The following is an 18,985-nucleotide window of genomic DNA, read 5'->3' on the forward strand; positions in this document are numbered from 1 at the left end:
CTGATCCTTTAAAGGGTCGGGTTGTTTTTGAGTTACATGTGAAGTGATTAAATAAGATATAGGAACAAGTGTATCTATGTTTTAAATGTGGATTTCTTTAAAGTAAGAAGTTCAGTTGCAGCCGCTAGACTCTCGGATCGTTTCAGTTGGGCGCACAAAGTCAAAGAGCGACTTTGGCTTCCGTCTTCCAACGACCTCGCAGCTAGACGAGCGTCTTCAGCATTTATTATAAATCAATAGTTTTTGCGTCAAAGATGTTTTCTTGTGCTTTTAGGAAGTCTACGTTTTCGATGTGATTATCTACTGATAACATCATGATGGCATCTCCACCTTGGTTTGAACGACCAACTTGCATTGTTGCGATGTTGATATTTTTTTCTGCTAACAGTGTTCCAACACGGCCAATGGCACCTGGTTTATCAGTATGTTTGATAAATAGTAAGTGGCCTTCTGGTACTACATCGATTACATAATCATCTACTTTTACTATACGAGCACCAAGGCCGTTTAATAGAGTTCCTGTTACTTTATGCGTTTCAGTAGCAGTAACTAATTCCACAGCGATTGAGTTTAAGAAGCCCTTTGCTGTAGTAGTTTTATGTTCGTTAATTTTAATTGTGTTACGTTCCGCTAAGTAACGAGCATTTACGTTATTTACGTGGTTACCTAAATTACGTTTTAATAATCCTTTAATAGTATTATTTGTTAATGGACGAACGTCGAAGTTAGCTAACTCACCAGCGTAGTATAGATTGATCTCTTCAACTGCCGCATCTGATAGGCGAGACACGAAAGCACCTAATTTTTCACCAAGATCGAAGAAAGGCTCGATTTTTGCAATAATGTCTTTAGGAATAGAAGGCATGTTTACTGGATTACGAACTGTACCAATGTTGAAGTAGCTTAAGATATCATGACTTACGTCAACTGCAACTGATTCTTGTGCTTCAATAGTCGATGCGCCTAAGTGTGGTGTTGCAATGACTTGTGGTAATTTTAACAGGCGGTTTCCTACAAATGGTTCTTCCTCCATTACGTCAAGAGCAGAACCAGCTACTTTACCTTCAACGATTGCATCATAGAGGGCTATTTCATCAATGATTCCACCACGAGCACAGTTGATGATACGAACGCCGTCTTTCATTAATGAAAAGATTTCTTTGTTGATCATATGTTTTGTTTCTTTTAATAGGGGTGTATGGACTGTGATAAAGTCAGCTACTTTAACTACATCTTCAACTGAACCGAAGTCTACTCCTAGTTTTTCAGCTTTTTCAGCAGTTAAGAATGGGTCGTAAGCAATAACATCCATGCGATTACCTTTTGCACGGTGCGCCACTTCTTGCCCGATACGTCCGAAACCGATAACACCTAATGTTTTATTTTTTAATTCAACGCCTACGAATTTTTTTCGATCCCAGCGACCCTCTTGTAATGACATATGTGCATGTGGGATATGACGAGCAAGAGCCATAATCATTGCAGTTGTATGTTCAGCAGCAGAGTTAGTATTACCATCTGGTGCATTTACTACGATTATTCCCTTTTCTGTAGCAGCATCAAGGTCGATGTTATCTACGCCAACACCAGCACGGCCGATTAATTTTAAATTATCAGCAGCTTCTATGATGTCACGAGTAACCTTTGTTTGGCTACGAACTAATAATACATCGAAGTCTTTAATTTTAACTTTTAACTCGTCTGGAGTTAAGCCAGTATCAATAACGATATTTAAATCTAATTTTCTTTCTTGGCGAAGAGGGTAAATACCATCTTCGCTTAGTGAATCACTGATTAAAATGTTAATAGCCATAATTAGTTGTTCGCTCCTTCAAGATAAACTTTTTGTGCTGCTGCTATACCTTTTCCAAGCTCAATCTCTTTACCAACTTTAACAAGTGCAATTTCGATTGCTGCCAATGTTTGTAGAACATCTGTTGGTGCACAGTAGCCCATATGACCAACACGGAAGATTTGCCCTTTTAAGTGTTGTTGACCGCCTGCTACAGATAGATTGAAATCAGTTTTTAGTACTTTACGGAATGCTTCAGCATCAAAATCAACTGGTTTCACTGCTGTTACTGTTGGAGAAGCATCAGCATCTGTTGTAAATAATGGAATATCGAGTGCTTTAAATGCTGCACGTGTCATATCACGCATTAATGCATGGCGTTTATATACTTCTTCAAATCCTTCAGCTTCAAGGTTTTTAAGTACTTGTTCAAGACCAAATAGTAAAGATAAAGCAGGTGTGAACGGCGTTGTATCTTTTTCTAAGTTGTCGCGGTATTTTGTTAAGTCTAAGTAGAAGCCCTTTTTAGGGTTAGCTTCGATGACTTTCCAAGCGCGATCACTCACACCGATAAAGTTTAAGCCTGCAGGAAGCATAAATGCTTTTTGTGAACCGGTTACTAGAACATCAATACCCCATTCGTCCATTTTTGTTTCAATGCCGCCCATGCAAGATACACCATCAACGATTACTAGCGCTTCAGATACTTCATGAACTGCTTTTGCTAATTCGTCAACTGGGTTGATAACACCTGTTGATGTTTCACAATAAGTAGAGAATACAGCAGTAATATCTTGGTGTTCTTTTAAGTAATCTTTTACTGCAGTTGGATTTAACGATGTGCCCCATTCAACTGCAAATTCTTCAACATCAATTTGATATGCTTGGCAAATTTTTGTGAAACGTTGACCGAATACACCAGTTGCTACGACTAACACTTTATCACCAGGTTTTACAACATTAACGATTGCAGCTTCTAAACCAGATGTACCGCTACCTGTAATCATAAGAACATCTTGTTCTGTACCGAATACTTTTTTCAAACCCGGTTTAATGTTTTGGATCATTTTAGATGTTTCTGAACCTCGGTGACCAATCATAGGCTGTGCCATAGCGCGCTCTACGCTTGGTGGAATTGGAGTTGGACCTGGAATTCTTAATAATTGATAATCTTGTAACATGTTAAATCTCCTCTCTTATTTGAAAAACAATTAAAGTATTTGAAAATATAAAAAGCCTTCCGTCCCTTACATAAGATTATGTAAGGGGCGAAAGGCTAAATTAACAGACGCGGTACCACCCTTGGGTTACTGTCCACTCTAAAAGGACAGTCTTTGCTATATGCGTAACGTGCATGATTCGTATAGGCATACTTTGGAATGTTCAACCTATCTATTCGGGAGTGGAACCTGCCGCTGAAACCGCTAATTTTCACCAACCATTAGCTCTCTAAAGATTTCAAAATCGGGAAGCATGTCTCCGTCATTATATTTTTTCTGTGTTTTAAATTTAAATCAATATTAATGCTATATTCGGGTAATGTCAACATTGTTTTGAAAAATTAATATAAAATCGATTTAAACGAGGTATAAATTAACCTAAAACCGAATAAATTATAAATATAATAAAGAAAAAGTTCGTGTTACTGGAGAGGACATGTTGATGTGAGAAATTGTGTTTTTGGAACTGATTATAGTGGGGGATTCATTTTAATATGGCGAAGTCATTTTTTTATAAATCTTTACAGAATGCATATTCTAGAAGATTTATGATAGTAGTGTAATAAAGTGAAGCGTTTTCATGAAAAGACATGTCTTTTTAAATTATTGTTCAAAAATAGTGAACTATAGTTTGAAAATTAATTTCTGAAATAGTCAATCGTTCGGAATAGAGTTAATAAAGAAAATCATGAAACTTATAAAATAGGGTGATAGAAACAGCGGATTTATAAAATGATTCTTGACTTTAGTTTTTTGGAATTCTAATTTCTAAGCAATATCTATTGTAAATAGAGGTGTTTAAACATTAGGTGAAGAAATACAATGAAACGAAATATTATTTACTTTATCAGTGGGGGAGGGTGAGAATTATGACTTATGATGTAATAGTCATAGGAGCAGGATTGGCTGGACTCGTTGCTACAGCAGAATTATCGGATCAAGGAAAGAAAGTATTATTACTTGATCAAGAGCCAAAAGCTTCTCTTGGCGGTCAAGCTTGGTGGTCTTTTGGTGGATTATTTCTTGTTGATTCACCGGAACAAAGGCGACTTGGTGTAGAGGATTCAAAAGATTTAGCCTGGAGAGATTGGCTAGGCTTTGCAAAGTTTGACAGAGAGAAAGACGAAGATTACTGGGCTATAAAATGGGCAAAAGCGTATGTTGATTTTGCATCAGGGGAGAAACGCGAATGGTTGCATAGTTTAGGTATAAGATTTTTTCCTGTTGTAGGGTGGGCAGAACGTCAAGGTAACTCAGTTCCTCGCTTTCATATAACATGGGGAACTGGCCCCGGGTTAGTGAAGCCATTTGAGAAGAAGTTAAGGGCCGCTATTAAAGCTGGGCTCGTAGACTATAAACCACGTCATCAAGTAGATGAATTGATAACTTCTATAAATGCTGTAACTGGAGTAAGGGGAAAGATTTTAGTACCTAGTAGTGCTAAACGTGGAGAAGAAAGTGCACGAGGTTCAATAGGCGATTTTGAATATAAAGCGAAAGCAACCATTGTCACGAGTGGTGGAATTGGGGCCAATATCGAGTTGGTACGCAAAAATTGGCCCCAACGTTTAGGGAAGGCTCCTGAACGAATGATTTCTGGAGTACCCGCACATGTAGATGGGAGAATGTTAGGCATTTCTGAACGTGTGGGAGGTCGCATCGTCAACAAAGATAGAATGTGGCATTATACAGAAGGAATTCAAAATTGGAATCCCATTTGGAATAACCATGGAATTCGTATTCTACCAGGTCCGTCATCACTTTGGTTAGATGCTGAGGGGAACCGTTTTAAGGCTCCGAATTTCCCGGGTTTTGATACCCTTGGTACGTTGGAAGCTATTCAAAAAACAGGCTATGATTATTCATGGTTTATATTGACAGAGAAGATTATTGAAAAGGAATTTGCATTGTCAGGTTCAGAGCAAAATCCAGATTTAACTGAGAAAAGTGTAAGGAAAGTGCTCCAACGTATATTACCTGGTCCGACAAAACCTGTAAAAGCATTTATGGAGAATGGAGCAGATTTTGTGGTAGCTAATAATTTAAGAGAATTAGTGGATGGTATGAATAAAATTGCAGGAAATGATCTAATCCAGTATGAACATATTGAAGAACAAATTAAAGAACGAGATGACGAGATAAAAAAGAAATTTACGATGGATTTGCAAGCAAAGGCAATTCAAGGAGCTAGAAATTATATAGGGGATAAAGTCGTTCGTGTTGCTAAACCACATAAACTATTAGACGCCAGTAAGGGGCCGTTGATAGCGGTGCGGCTAAATATTCTAACACGTAAAACATTAGGCGGTTTACAGACAGATTTAGATGGCCAAGTATTAGATGAATCGATGAAGCCGATTGAAGGGTTGTATGCCGCTGGGGAAGTGGCTGGATTTGGTGGCGGAGGCGTTCATGGCTATAGAGCATTAGAAGGGACCTTTTTAGGGAGCTGCTTATTTAGCGGTAGACAGGCAGGGCGTGGAGTTTTGAAAGATATAAAAAATAATAATTTTTCAAAAAATAAAGGTGTTCTGGAGGAAGTAGAGAATATTACTATATGAATAACTGTTCATTTTTAAACAAAGGGGTGTTTTTAATGACATTTGAAACATTAAAACTAGAGAAGAATGGTAGATTGGCGACGTTGACTTTGAACAGGCCAGCCGCTATGAATTCTATGAATGAAGTGATGATGAGAGAATTAGCTGATTGCTTTGAAGCGTTAAATGATGATGGGAATATACAAGTACTTATTATTAAAGGGGAAGGGAAAGTATTTTCAGCTGGTGGAGATATTAAAGCGATGCTGAATGAGGACAACCCGATGGATATTGATGAAGTTATGGTTGATATTACACGCTTTGTGAAGGCAATATATATGTTGCCAATGATAACAATTGCAGCAGTTCACGGGGCATCTGCAGGATTAGGCTTTAGTTTAACACTGGCTAGTGACATTATTATTGCTGAAGAAACTAGTAAACTAGCGATGAATTTCATTGGGATTGGTCTTATACCAGATGGTGCAGGGCATTTCTTCATGAAGGAGCGTTTAGGCACTCCGCTTGCTAAACAGATGATTTGGTCAGGTGACGTATTGACAGGCACTGGAGCAAAAAAACTAGGCTTGGTAGATGAAGTAGTACCTGAAGGGAAAGCTTCTGAACAGGCAAATTTTATAGCACAAAAATTGTTACAATCACCAGTTGCTGCAATGATTGCATCAAAGGAGATCTTGCATACGCAAAAGTGTACAGAGCTAACGAATGTTCTCAAAATGGAAGCAGTTGCTCAATCTAAAATGCGTAAAACAGTAGATCATTTAGAAGGTATTCAAGCATTCGTACAGAAACGTACACCCGCTTTCAATGGACAGTAAAAAAATGCCTTTCACAATTTAACTTTTGTGAAAGGCATTTTCATTATGAATGGAACAATATTAATTTGCCAGCAGCATTTACTAAGCGATGTGTTTGATCTGCCAAACCTTTTTCTTCAACTTGTTGTTGCCCTTGAGTTTTGGCAGTTACATCATCAGCAAATTCCCATGCTTCGTCAAAAAGTGTTTTACCTGATTTTTCGAACGCTGTAAATCGATACGTTTTCATATTCATCACCCTTTTTTATGAATGTGTATTCATTATACTAGAAGAGTCAGAAAAAACATACAAATCAGTAATGGGATTTTAATAGTAATCTATGAGTTATGTTAGAGCTTTTGCTATAAATTACCGGAATTTTGTGATAAAATAAGAACAAATATTCGTATCTGTTGAAGGAGGAAATCATGTCTACTATTCGATTTTTTCATACTGCCGATTTACATTTAGATAGCCCATTTAAAGGGATGTCGGCACTCCCAAAGGAGCGTTTACAGGAACTTCGTAATAGCACATTTGCAGCATTTGATCGATTCATCCAATATGCAGTAAAAGAACGGCCAGATTTTATTGTCATTGTTGGAGATATATATGATGGAGAAGACCGTAGTTTACGTGCACAAGCTCATTTCCAAAAAGGTATGGAACTACTTTGTGACAAGAATATACCAGTCATTTTGAGTTATGGAAATCATGATCATTTGAATGGAAAATGGACACGCTTCGAATTACCTCCCAATGTCTATGTACTACCTAAGCAAACAAAGCAAGTGACTTTACAAATTCGCGAAACTGAGGTTCATATATATGGCTTTAGTTATCCTAATCGGCATGTGACAGAGCCTATGATAAATACATACCCAGTTGCTACAGATAAGGATGCCTTTCATATTGGTATGCTCCATGGAAGCTTGATGGGAAATACAACTCATGATGTCTATGCACCTTTTACAAAAGAAGCTTTACTTTCGAAACAATATGATTATTGGGCACTAGGGCATATTCACTTACGTCAAATAATAAATGTACATCCACCGATTGTTTATTCAGGTAATATTCAAAGCCGCCATCGTAAAGAGCAAGGTATAAAAGGGTTTTATGATGTAGAGATGGAAAAGCATAGCACAAATCTGGATTTTGTACCGACATCGGTGATTGTTTATGATGAATTTGAAGTTAATTGTGAGGGTCTTATACATGCCAATGAAATTTTACAAGCATGTGAAAAGGTGTTGCAGCAATTTCGCGATATTAATGGTGCAGGAGTTGTAGAATTAAAGCTTGAGCAATTAGAGCCTAGCGCAAAGATGTTATTTGAAGAGAGTACTATAGAAGAATGGCTTGAACTGATACGAGAGAAAGAAGAGTTGAAATCTCCTTCCATCTGGGTACAGTCTGTTCACGTCAATTGGCAAGACTTCATAGAATATGAAGCAACTGTTGCGACAGAAGCAGTACTTCATGTTATTGATAATTGGGACGAAATGCAATGGAAGGAAAAGCTAAAAGATCTCTATCAGCATCCTAAAGGTGGCCGTTATTTAAAACCTCTATCTGATTTAGATTTAGAGCAAATCTCAGCGCAAACAAAAGACTTATTTAAAAACTTAGTATCAAAGAAACTTTAACTTTGAAGTAAAGAAGGGAGTGAACAATATGTATATCCACAAATTGGTTATTTTTGGATTCGGGCAACATGAGAATGTAACGATTAATTTGAAACAAGGTATCAATGTATTCTATGGGCTCAATGAAGCGGGGAAAACGACGATTCAGCAATTTATACTTCATATATTATTTGGTTTTCCTCAAAAGAATGCGCAACAGCTCCGCTACGAACCGAAAGCAGGCGGTAAATATGGTGGCCAAGTGCATATAATAGACGATGAATTTGGAAATTGTATTATTGAACGTGTGAAGGGGAAAGCAATAGGGGATGTTACGGTCTATTTTGAAGATGGTACAAGAGGGTATGAGGAGGCGCTAGCGAAAATAGTACATGGCTATAATCGCGAAGGCTTTGAAGCCATTTTTTCATTTTCTGTTCATCAATTGCAACAGCTAGAGTATATGTCTGAGGATGAATTGAGCAAAGTATTATTAGCTTCAGGAACAACAGGTGTTGATCAATTAACTAAACTTGAAAAGGATCTAGATAAGAAAATTGGAGAGCTCTTTAAGAAATCTGGTAAAAACCCAACGATAAATAAGCAGATTGAAGAACTTCGTGAAAGTGATCAAATTCTAAAAGAAGAGCGTAAAAAACTTGAGGAATATGATCCTACTATTTTAAGATTACAGCAAATTACAGCAGAATTAGATGATATTAAATCAACCGAATCTATGCAATTGAAAGAACAGCAGAATTTACATATATTCCGTCAACTCTATCCTCTACTACAAAAGAAGGAACAGTTAGAACAAGAGCTTCATTCTATTTTACAGAAAGGATTTCCGACAAATGGAGTGTATCGTTATGAGTTGTACAAAGACAAAAAAATCGAAGTACAAGCTATATTAAACCAAGTTCAGCAAGAAAAAGAAATAATCCAAAAGCAACTCAAAGTAGGTTTTGATGATGAACGATACCAAAGATTAAAGAACCTCAATGATCAAGACAGTGAATGGCGTGAGTGGAACTCTAAGGTGAAAAGTTTAGAAAATGATATTGAAATACTACAACAAGAAAAAATAGCTCAATATCGATTATTGGGCATTACGGATTATGAACAGCAACAAGCTTTAGAGCAAACGGAAGTTTCTCTTGAACAGGAAGATTATTTTCGTCAATTGGTAAAGCAATTGGAAGAAAACGAAGAACAGTATCGATTTGGTCAACGTACTTTAGAACAGCTTCAAAAGGAGTTAGCAACAGATGAACAAAAATTAGATAATCTTTTTGAACAGCAACCGTCTGACTATGAGATAGAACGAGCAGCCAATTGGTCAGCAAAAATACAAAGAATAGCTGAAGTGAAGGCTACCTTAAATCATGAAGTAAAAGTAACTAAAAGTACAAAATCAGTAAAACTCTTCAGTGTAGCGATTGCAATAATAGCTATTCTAATTGGCATTAGTCAATCTAATTGGCTTGTAATCGCAATAGGTATTATTGTAGCTTTTGCACTATGGTTTATTTTGGACAATGGTACAGTGACAAATGAAGATAATTCTGTAAATAAAGAAGCTCTGCTACGTGAAATTCGCGAATTTGAATCACAGCAATCTGAGATGGAACAACTACTGACAAAAATTCGCCAATTTGAAGATCGTATTACTCTGTTACAAGAACAGTATGATGATAAAAAAGTACAAATGAAAGAAGCTCAACAAGCTGTATCTAAATTCAATATGTATGTCGAACAAAGTGAAGAGCAACTTCAACTTTTTTTAAAGCGTTTTCAAATAAGCGGCTCATTACAACCCGAACTTCTAACAGAGTTATTCAGGCAAGTACGTGAGTTCCAACAAAAAAGCTCAAGTATAATGATGAAAGAACATCAATTAGAGCAACTTTCTGCGCTAGTAAATGAGCGTATAAAGGATGCCTCAGCAGCTTGCGAAATAATCTGTACGAGAGAAAATTTATCAGCTACCGTTCAATCAGTCTATTTCAATATGACTGAACAACAGCAGCTTGTTGTAACAGCTAAAGAAAAACTACAACAATTAGAAAATATTATTGATGAGAAGACGAATTTGCATAAATCTTATACGAATGAAATCTTACATTTATTTGAAGAAGCTGATGTTGAAACAGCCGAGGATTTCTATAGGGCTGACGAACAATTTCAACTTTATAAAGACAATTTCCTATCATTAAAACAAGTAGAGGAACAATTGGCAATGTTCGATGAGGCATCAGTCAACGTTCAATTAAACGATATAGAATCTCAAAATCTACTTGAGCAGATATCAGCTACGCTGCTATCTTTACAAGAGAAAAAAGATAAGTTACTCAGTGAACATGCGGAGCTACAAGCGAAAACAATAGGTCTATTATCAGATGAGAAATATGGTATTCAGATTCAAAGGTTTGAAGAGCAAAAAGCCGCTTTAGCGGAGCAAGCTCGTGAATGGGCTATTAATCAAGCAATTGCAACAGCAATACAAGAAACTATGCGTAACTTAAAGGAAAAAAGACTGCCAGCAGTTTTGCAAAATGCAGAACGATATTTTATACAGTTAACAGGTGGCCGCTATGATACATTAGAGATAAACTCAGAAAGTATTTTTGAAGCAGTTGCTGAGGATGGTATGCGTTATACAATAGATGAATTGAGCCAAGCGACGAAAGAGCAAGCCTATATAGCATTACGATTTGCATTGGCGGATTCATTACAACAATCTGCACCATTTCCGATTATTATGGATGATCCTTTTGTTCATTTTGATCGTTTGCGTATTGGTAACATGGTACAATTAGTTGATAGTATTCAAACGAAACACCAGATACTTTATTTTACATGTCATGAAAATATGATAGATCAATGGTCAAAATCATTCGTCATTCATGTTTCAAATTTAAAAAGTGAAAGGAGATTGACTTCCATATGAATGGTATAGCATCACTTCAAGTCGGAGAGCCAGTCGATCATTATTTATTAATTAAGCAAGCTACAAAAGGCGTTACAACAATGGGGAAACCATTTATGACGTTAATTTTACAAGACAAGAGCGGTAGTATTGAAGCAAAATTATGGGATACAGGCGAAGAACATGAACAACTATATCAATCTGAGGGCATTGTACGTGTTGGTGGAGAGATCCATGATTACCGTGGTAAAGCTCAACTACGTATAAAAGCAATCCGTCCAGTAGCGAATGATGAGGGAGTTTCAGTAGTGGATTTAGTACCATCTGCAGAAACACCAAAAGAGGAATTATTTGAGCAATTGATGCAGTTCTTCTTCGAAATTAAAAATCCACAAATTTCACGCATTACTAGACATATATTAAAAGAAAACCAAGATGAGGTTATGACGTTCCCAGCTGCGACAAAAAATCACCATGATTATGCATCTGGTTTACTAGATCACGTTGTATCGATGTTGAAATTAGGTCGAGCAATTGCTGATTTATATCCGACTTTAAATAAGGATTTATTATATGCAGGTATTATTTTACATGATATCGGTAAAGTAGTTGAGTTATCTGGACCAGTTGCAACATCATATACTGTCACGGGTAATATGCTAGGGCATATCTCGATTATGGTGACAGAAATTGCGAAAGCCGCAGATACACTTCAAATCGAAGGTGAAGAAGTCATGTTGTTGCAACATATGGTATTATCTCATCACGGTAAAGAAGAATGGGGAAGCCCTAAAAAGCCAATGTTGCAAGAAGCGGAGATGCTTCACTACATCGATAATATCGATGCCAAAATGAATATGCTAAAACGTGCATTAGGTAAGACAGCATCTGGTGAATTCACAGAAAGATTATTCCCATTAGATAATCGTGCATTCTATAAACCAACAATTGATTAATAAAATAAAGAAAAAGGACCTTTCAGCGATGCTGAAAGGTCCTTTTTACATACTAAAGAGTATTACTGTTAACAGTTACGGAACAGTCCATGGAATGGTTTATGACATGGCTTATTCATATTGCAGTGACCTGGTCTACCTGGATCACCTGGATCAACTACTACGTTTTCAGTAGATTGTGTGTAGTAATGACGCGGTACATTAACAATGTGTTTTCTGTTTACAGTAACTATTGGATGAATAACGGGAACTTCTCTCTCAACGTAGCAATCATTGAACTGATATTGTGTAGGGCATACGATGGGTTGTTGGCCGTGATTGTGGCAATGACCATGACCATGGCCGTGACCGTGACCGTGACCAAAACCATGTCTGTGGTGATGGTTGTGACATTTCAAAGGAATCACCTCCGTTCTAACTTGTTAACTCTATAACATGCGACAAAGTAAAACATTAAGAGGACAGAGGCCCGTAAAAATAAAAAAATACCTGATCCATCGTAATGGATCAAGTACTTTAATGTTGCTACTTATTTTTCAGTAGTAGTATTTTCATTTAAAAATTGGCTTAGTGCGTCTTTTAGATCTTTGTCTTTAATCTTCACGTCAGCTTCTTTAATTAATTTAGTAGTTGTTTCAATGAATTTATTTTGAGCTGCCTCAGTTGCAGCAATTTTTTGTTTAATATCATTTTTGCTATCTTCTAGAGAAGGAAGGTCTTTAACATCACGCTTGTCCTCTAATTTAATAATGTGATAGCCATGAGTAGATTTAACTGGTTCACTGATTTCGCCTTTTTTAAGAGCGTATGAAGCATCTGTAAATTCAGCAACCATTTTATCTGGGCCGAACCAACCTAGTTCACCGCCTGCTTCTTTAGAACCTGGATCTGTAGAGTACTTTTTAGCAAGTTTAGCGAAATCTTCACCTTTATCTAGTTTAGATTTTACTTCTTTAGCTGTTTCTTCATCAGCAACTAGGATATGGCTTGCTTTTACTTCTGTTTTCATACGATCGTAGTATGCTTCGATTTCTTTTTCAGAAATATTCATAGCTTTTTCTTGTAATAAAAGAATACGGATATAATCTTCTTTGAAATCTTTTTCAGTTAAGCCTTGAGCAGCTAGAGTTTGTTCGTAGCTTTCACCCATTGCTTCTTTTTGCTTTTTGAATTCTGCATCTACTTCTTTATCAGTTATTTTGTATTTATCTTCTAATACACTTTTGATAACTAATGTTTGAAGTGTTTGTGTACCAGCCGCACTCTTCATTTCCTGGTACAGTTGTTCTTTTGTAATATTACCTGCTTTTGATTCTACTACTACTTCGTCACTTGAATTATTTCCACATGCAGCAAGAGCAAGAACAGATGCTGCTAGTGTAAGTGATAATACTGTTTTCTTCATCTTTAAAATCTCTCCCAACTTTAGTTACTTCTAACTAATGTATTTGTAACTATAACACAAAACGATAAAAAAAGAAAAAGGTTCCATATTCATTTAGCCTAAAACCCTAAAACATATATGCATAAGATAGCAAAGAGAAGGGAGGTGTGGGTAATGGGTAATGGTGGTGGATATTCTAATGGTTCAGGATTTGCTTTAATTGTCGTGTTATTTATTTTGTTAATTATTGTTGGCACGGCATTTATTTGCTGAATTTTGGCAATAAGAAAGTCCATTTGCAGTCATGCGAATGGACTTTTTTATTTATTAAATTCATTAATTTGAGGACGGAAGAACTAACTTAATGTTGATAGAACTTAACTTATCCAACAAGCTATTTTCAATGATATAAAATGAATATTGCTTACACAGTGAACAGAATCTCCAAGTAAAATGAGATTAACAAAATAGTAATCAATACATTTATAGTTCGATATATTTTTGGTTGTTTTTCTTCAGGAATTTCTTTTTGCGCACAAAGTGCATACGTCATCCGGTTGATTTGAAATAAATAAAACACCGAGAATAGGACGACAATGGCAATCATCAAGTCTTTTCCTCCCCTCTATCTACATCATAAGCATAACAAACAAAGAACAGAAATGACAAGTTAATCATCATTGGTTAGATGATGGAACTAAAATTTCAAACCCCTTATCTGTTTCTTCAATTAATGCCGTTTTAGGCGAATGTATAAGATGTTTGACATACAATAGGTCAATTAAGCAAAGTCCACAGTGATAAGCCAACAAAATCGAAAAGTAATGTCTAAAGGGTGGAAACATTATTGCGCCAATTATTAAAACTAAGTTCAGTAGAATAAATGGTACGAGCAATGCAAAAACATAACGACTTTTTAAAATGGGCTCATGGATACGCATCGACAATACAGGTAAAAAGCTATATTGTTTCTCAATGGAAAAGCGCAAACTTTTACGATAACTAAATAATGGCATAAAATGTAGCAGCTTATGAGCAGGGTAAATCATAAAAAAGACCAGTAAAAAGAGCGGGAATAAGTGATCTGATAACGGATCTTCTTTAAATATATTTAAAACTATATAAAAAACAGAAAATACGCTAATGACGATTATAGTAGACAATAAAAAAATACGATCATGGCCGTATTGTTTCTGTACATTAATTGTTTTCCAGCAATGCAAGGTTTAGCATCTCCAATTTCAAAATATGATAATCTTCGAAACCTAACATTAATGCTTTTCATAAGGAAAATCAAGTCATTTTATATTAAAAAAAAGATAGCGTTTTCATCCCTGAGTATTGAACATTTGGAGCAATACTCAGGTTGAACTCGTTTTGAATATTATTCAATTTTACGTAATGAACCTTCGAAAATATCCATGAAATCATCCCCATAGATATTACGAATAATAGCCATAAGGTCTAACAATTCAGGGAATTTACCATACATTTCTTTTAAAGGAAGCGAACCTTCAAGAACACTATGCTTCGATTGGTTGTAATTTTCTGTCAATTCAACAAGTAATGACTTACCTTTTTCGGTGAGCTCAACATATGTATTTCGCTTATCGTCATTACGTTTAGAAAATGCAAGCAATCCACGCTCCTCTAAATTTTTAGAGAAATTAAATGCGGTCGATACGTGCATTACACCAAATTTTGCTATATCAGAAATCGATGCGCCTTCAAGATTAGAAGCAATCCATAATACATGGTGCTCATTGATATTCAAATCATATGGTTTAATCCATGCTTGCCAATCTTTTTCAGCAGCTTTCCAAAGGGCCTTCGATAGCTGGGCGATTCTTTGGCTGTAAAGCATAGCTTCACGAACCGTATATAAGTCTTCAGACATAGCTATCACCAACTTTCGCAATTTTCTAACATTATAACATTATTTGTAAATAATAAACAATCGTTTTCCAATATAAAATAGTACAAAAAATATATTTTTATAATAGTTTAATTATTTTTCTCGAAAAATATACTTCTATCGTATAATTTTATTCATTATTTTTTGGATTCTTACGATTTTGGAATTCTGCTAGATGTTTTTCGATTTCTTCAACAGAGCTTTGTAAAGAAGCAATTTCTTGTTGTAGATTCTCTTGAATAGGCGCTGTCTCAGCTTGCCAAGAAGCAAAAGATTCCTTTGATTCTTCAATAACTTTAGGAATGGTTTGTTGAGCTTCATTTTTTATGTTCTCAATAGACCCTTTAATATCAGCTATTCTATTTTGAAGATCCTCTTTAGTAGTTTGCAGTGATGATCTAAATTCTTTACCTGATTGTGGTGTAGATAAAAGAACAGCTACCATACCCCCAATTGCTCCAGTTGTTAAGCCGAGTAAAAATGTAGACGTTTTCATAATATCGTTTCTCCTTCCTAGTTTAAACTATGTATATCCTTCTTTTACTATAATAAAACATGATATCCAATAAAAGAAATTAAAACAAAAATTATTTATTATTTGTAGCTATTAAAAAGAAGGTCATTATCTATAGTATTGTAGATAGTGACCTTCTGAATATATTATTTTTAATATTAATGTTTAGGCATGTGTTAAAGATGTATTAAATTTCGAACGTTTAACCAAATTAATGATGATTGGGTAAATAATAATAAATGCTACGACGTTAATGGCAACAGCAGGTAGTACTACTGTTATGAATAATGCTGTAAATGGAATTTTCGCACCAACAACTAATATTGCTGAGCCTAAGAAAACACTTCCTGAAATTATCGTACCTACACCGGCAAGAACAGCCGATACTGCAATTTTCTGAGCAAACTTTTGTAATAATACAACTGCTGCATAGAAAATAAATGCTGTGACTAATTTGTCGATAATGTTCGGTACAAAACCAGCTGGGAATGTTGAAAATAGGCCTGAAATCACGCCTGTAGTTATTGATAGTAAGAAAACTTCTTTAATACCAGGGAATAATAAGATGCCGATAAACATCATAGTTAGCATGAAGTCTGGCTTCATACCACCATTAATTCCTGGAATCACGACATATAATGCCGCACCTACACCAACTAAAAGTGCCATCAAAACTAAATTCTTCGTATTCATTTCTCATCTCTCCTATAGCTACACTGAGCTCAACTTTTGTTATTTCCTTCCGTATCCTCGTGATCGGAAGCGAAACTTATACATGATATTACAGGTAAATTATCGGGAAATCAATACTATTATATAATAGTATTAATAAGAAAGTTAACCCTTCTTATTTAGATTTTCAATAATTTGTTCAGCTAAATCAGCTAAAATTACTGGCGTATATTCATCTGGTTTTGTGGTCCAAGTAGGTTTAAATCCGTCAGTTTCATCATATCTTGGTATGAAGTGTAAATGAAAGTGAAATACAGTTTGGCCAGCCGCTTCTCCGTTATTATTTACTAAGTTCATGCCAGCTGGGTTGAAGGTATCTTTAATAGCATTAGCAATTTTAGGTGCAACAGCAAAGAGATTCGAAGCTACTTCAGAAGACATTTCAAAAATGTTTGCCACGTGCTCTTTAGGAATTAATAATGTATGACCTTTTGATAGGGGACCAATATCCATAAAGGCATAGACAAATTCGTCTTCGTAAACTTTCATACTAGGAATTGAACCATCGATAATTTTACAAAATAAACAATCGCTCATAAAATACACACCTTTCATCATTTTGCTTTTTATTTTACCATATTGGTAACTGCTAGTTTGCGAAAATTTTGATAAACTGTAAGAAGAATAGGAGTGACGAGGAATGACAGTATTAGAATTACAATCCGTAACAGGTGGTTATACGAGAAAACCTGTTATTCATGATTTATCCTTTACAATTCAACCTGGAGAACTAGTCGGACTAATTGGACTGAATGGGGCAGGGAAAAGTACTACAATTAAACACATTATCGGATTAATGACTCAAAAAAGTGGAGACATTCTTCTAAACGGGATCACAATAAAGGAAAATATGGATCAATATCGTTCCTCATTTTCATATATTCCAGAAACTCCTGTATTATATGATGAGTTAACTTTGAAAGAACATTTAGAATTAACTGCAATGGCATATGGTTTGGATGAACAAACATTAAAAGAACGCTCTGAACCATTATTAAAAGAATTCCGAATGGAAAAGCGATTAAACTGGTTTCCGTCTCATTTCTCAAAAGGAATGCGTCAAAAAGTGATGATTATGTGTGCATTTTTAGTTAATCCATCATTATATATTATTGATGAGCCATTTTTAGGGCTAGATCCTCTAGGGATTCAATCATTATTAGATCACATGGATGAAAAGAAAAAAGACGGAGCATCTATTTTGATGTCTACACATATTTTATCGACGGCTGAAAAACATTGTGACCGTATTTTATTGTTACATAATGGCCGACTTCGCGCACAAGGGACGATGAATGACTTACGCCAAGCATTCAATATGCCAGGTGCAACTTTGGACGACCTATACATCGCGATGACAAAGGAGCAAGATCATGAATAACTTGCATGATGTGTGGCGTACACGCTTCTTTCATTATATAAATGAAGTGCAAAAGTATATGAAATATGTCTTTACGGGGCATATGGCAATCGTACTTGTATTCATCATCGGCGCAGGTGGCTATCAATATAGTGAGTGGCTGAAAACAAATCCAATTGATTTTCCTTCTATATTAGTAACTGCAATCGTAATAGGTTTTCTATTAGCATTCAGTAGTCCTACGACTTTAATCCGTGAGCCTGACCAAGTTTACTTATTGCCACTTGAGACAAAGCTTCCAATTTATTTTAAGAAGGCTCTAAATTGGACATTTTGGTCACAGATTCTTGTCGTTGTTTTACCGTTTATCATAGCCCTACCTATGCTAAAACAAATAGGAAAAGTATCTACAGTGACAATTGGATTAACATTTGTAGTTGTTGTGTTGATGAAATGGTGGAATGTACAAGTCGATTTTGCATTTCGTTGGGCTAATCGAGGACAAGCAGTATGGGGAGATCGCCTTGTAAGAATATTAATTTCTATTATTGTTTTGGCATCAGTGTTATTGATGAACATATGGATGATGATTATTGTTGCTATTCCAGTAATCTATTATGGTTTTACTTGGATGAAACAAAAGACTATGCATCCCTTTCCTTATGAGCATTTCGTAAAACTAGAGCAAAATCGTATGTTGCGTCTTTATCGTTTTGCTAATTATTTTACAGACGTACCTCATATACATGGTAGCATTAAAAGACGTCAGTGGTTGGATGCGCTATATAAAATGGTAGCGTTTAAAAAAGAAAATACACAAGCCTATTTAGTGTTCCGCACTTTTGTCCGTACAGATGACCATTTCTATTTATGGGTGCGTTTAACGGCGATAGCGGGCATAGGTGCTTTTATCATTAATATGCCTGTTGCTGTTGGCGTCTTTTTAGCAGCGCTAGCATTTGCGACGACAATTCAGTTGAAGCAAGCATTAATTTCTTCAACAGATTTTAGTATGTATATGTTATATCCATTACCAACAGTTTATCGTAAACTAGCAGTTCATAAAATTGTTCGAGTGGTAAATATTGTACAAGCAATTATCGTGTTAATTTGTGGCATAGGTAACCCATTATTTTATGTCGGACCTGTGATTATGTTAATCGTTGGCGAGCTTACATTACGAATGACGAAATAAA

Annotated in this window: 19 protein-coding genes and 1 other annotated feature; of the genes, 8 read left to right on the forward strand and 11 right to left on the reverse strand. The window is 35.7% G+C overall.

Annotated elements, in window-relative coordinates:
* Window positions 1-226: 226 nt before the first annotated feature.
* Both serA and BK137_RS12460 read right to left on the reverse strand, forming a co-directional pair.
* Entirely contained in the window at window positions 227-1,813 is a 1,587-nt protein-coding gene (serA, locus tag BK137_RS12455; protein WP_038189030.1) for a phosphoglycerate dehydrogenase, read from the reverse strand.
* 2 nt (window positions 1,814-1,815) lie between these two features.
* A complete protein-coding gene (locus BK137_RS12460; RefSeq protein WP_038189029.1) occupies window positions 1,816-2,973 on the reverse strand; it encodes a pyridoxal-phosphate-dependent aminotransferase family protein in 1,158 nt (385 codons plus the stop codon).
* Window positions 2,974-3,053: 80 nt separating this feature from the next.
* Window positions 3,054-3,287: a binding site (T-box leader), on the reverse strand.
* Window positions 3,288-3,881: 594 nt separating this feature from the next.
* On the opposite strand from BK137_RS12460, the gene BK137_RS12465 reads away from it, so the two are divergent.
* Window positions 3,882-5,573, forward strand: coding sequence for an FAD-binding dehydrogenase (locus BK137_RS12465; protein WP_051448809.1), 1,692 nt, complete (start codon window positions 3,882-3,884; stop codon window positions 5,571-5,573).
* A gap of 35 nt (window positions 5,574-5,608) precedes the next feature.
* Window positions 5,609-6,391 (forward strand): enoyl-CoA hydratase, encoded by a 783-nt coding sequence (locus tag BK137_RS12470; RefSeq protein WP_038189027.1) that lies wholly within the window; start codon window positions 5,609-5,611, stop codon window positions 6,389-6,391.
* Window positions 6,392-6,434: 43 nt separating this feature from the next.
* Here BK137_RS12470 and BK137_RS12475 read toward each other — a convergent pair whose 3' ends face one another.
* The gene (locus BK137_RS12475) at window positions 6,435-6,620 is read right to left on the reverse strand and encodes a YhzD family protein (protein WP_038189025.1); all 186 of its coding nucleotides are present in this window, start codon (window positions 6,618-6,620) and stop codon (window positions 6,435-6,437) included.
* Between the two features lie 179 nt (window positions 6,621-6,799).
* Here BK137_RS12475 and BK137_RS12480 point away from each other — a divergent pair, with 179 nt between their 5' ends.
* The 3 genes from BK137_RS12480 to yhaM are packed head-to-tail and all read left to right on the forward strand — an operon-like array spanning window position 6,800 to window position 11,884.
* Complete coding sequence (locus BK137_RS12480; protein WP_038189023.1) at window positions 6,800-8,020, forward strand: metallophosphoesterase family protein; 1,221 nt, start codon at window positions 6,800-6,802, stop codon at window positions 8,018-8,020.
* 28 nt (window positions 8,021-8,048) lie between these two features.
* On the forward strand, window positions 8,049-10,949 hold the full coding sequence (locus BK137_RS12485; protein ID WP_038189014.1) for an ATP-binding protein: 2,901 nt from the start codon (window positions 8,049-8,051) through the stop codon (window positions 10,947-10,949).
* On the forward strand, window positions 10,946-11,884 hold the full coding sequence (gene yhaM / locus BK137_RS12490) for a 3'-5' exoribonuclease YhaM (RefSeq protein ID WP_038189011.1): 939 nt from the start codon (window positions 10,946-10,948) through the stop codon (window positions 11,882-11,884). Before BK137_RS12485 ends, yhaM begins: the two co-directional genes overlap by 4 nt.
* Window positions 11,885-11,952: 68 nt before the next feature.
* On the opposite strand, the gene BK137_RS12495 is transcribed toward yhaM, so the two are convergent.
* Both BK137_RS12495 and BK137_RS12500 read right to left on the reverse strand, forming a co-directional pair.
* Window positions 11,953-12,282, reverse strand: coding sequence for a hypothetical protein (locus BK137_RS12495; RefSeq protein WP_327192209.1), 330 nt, complete (start codon window positions 12,280-12,282; stop codon window positions 11,953-11,955).
* Between the two features lie 131 nt (window positions 12,283-12,413).
* The gene (locus BK137_RS12500; RefSeq protein WP_038189009.1) at window positions 12,414-13,289 is read right to left on the reverse strand and encodes a peptidylprolyl isomerase; all 876 of its coding nucleotides are present in this window, start codon (window positions 13,287-13,289) and stop codon (window positions 12,414-12,416) included.
* Window positions 13,290-13,442: 153 nt separating this feature from the next.
* Here BK137_RS12500 and BK137_RS12505 point away from each other — a divergent pair, with 153 nt between their 5' ends.
* Complete coding sequence (locus BK137_RS12505; RefSeq protein ID WP_076034466.1) at window positions 13,443-13,541, forward strand: YjcZ family sporulation protein; 99 nt, start codon at window positions 13,443-13,445, stop codon at window positions 13,539-13,541.
* Between the two features lie 151 nt (window positions 13,542-13,692).
* On the opposite strand, the gene BK137_RS12510 is transcribed toward BK137_RS12505, so the two are convergent.
* From BK137_RS12510 to BK137_RS12535, 6 genes are all read right to left on the reverse strand, one after another.
* Window positions 13,693-13,875: a hypothetical protein gene (locus BK137_RS12510; protein WP_370588357.1), complete on the reverse strand. Its 183-nt coding sequence runs from the start codon at window positions 13,873-13,875 to the stop codon at window positions 13,693-13,695.
* Window positions 13,876-13,945: 70 nt separating this feature from the next.
* Window positions 13,946-14,491, reverse strand: a complete 546-nt coding sequence (locus BK137_RS12515; RefSeq protein WP_038189003.1) for a DUF3267 domain-containing protein — start codon at window positions 14,489-14,491, stop codon at window positions 13,946-13,948.
* Between the two features lie 161 nt (window positions 14,492-14,652).
* A complete protein-coding gene (locus tag BK137_RS12520) occupies window positions 14,653-15,171 on the reverse strand; it encodes an HTH-type transcriptional regulator Hpr (protein WP_051448815.1) in 519 nt (172 codons plus the stop codon).
* Between the two features lie 142 nt (window positions 15,172-15,313).
* Window positions 15,314-15,679 carry a YtxH domain-containing protein gene (locus tag BK137_RS12525; protein WP_038188999.1) on the reverse strand — a complete coding sequence of 122 codons (366 nt, stop codon included), beginning with the start codon at window positions 15,677-15,679 and terminating at the stop codon, window positions 15,314-15,316.
* A 183-nt stretch (window positions 15,680-15,862) separates the two neighbouring features.
* Window positions 15,863-16,390 carry a tryptophan transporter gene (locus BK137_RS12530; protein WP_038188996.1) on the reverse strand — a complete coding sequence of 176 codons (528 nt, stop codon included), beginning with the start codon at window positions 16,388-16,390 and terminating at the stop codon, window positions 15,863-15,865.
* Window positions 16,391-16,534: 144 nt separating this feature from the next.
* Window positions 16,535-16,966 carry an HIT family protein gene (locus BK137_RS12535; protein ID WP_038188993.1) on the reverse strand — a complete coding sequence of 144 codons (432 nt, stop codon included), beginning with the start codon at window positions 16,964-16,966 and terminating at the stop codon, window positions 16,535-16,537.
* 103 nt (window positions 16,967-17,069) lie between these two features.
* Here BK137_RS12535 and BK137_RS12540 point away from each other — a divergent pair, with 103 nt between their 5' ends.
* Together BK137_RS12540 and BK137_RS12545 are read left to right on the forward strand one after the other, a co-directional pair.
* A complete protein-coding gene (locus tag BK137_RS12540; protein WP_038188991.1) occupies window positions 17,070-17,810 on the forward strand; it encodes an ABC transporter ATP-binding protein in 741 nt (246 codons plus the stop codon).
* Window positions 17,803-18,984: an ABC transporter permease gene (locus BK137_RS12545; protein WP_038188978.1), complete on the forward strand. Its 1,182-nt coding sequence runs from the start codon at window positions 17,803-17,805 to the stop codon at window positions 18,982-18,984. Before BK137_RS12540 ends, BK137_RS12545 begins: the two co-directional genes overlap by 8 nt.
* Window position 18,985: the final 1 nt, after the last annotated feature.

It is taken from the genome of Viridibacillus arenosi (genome assembly GCF_001955655.1).
GTDB lineage: Bacteria > Bacillota > Bacilli > Bacillales_A > Planococcaceae > Viridibacillus > Viridibacillus arenosi.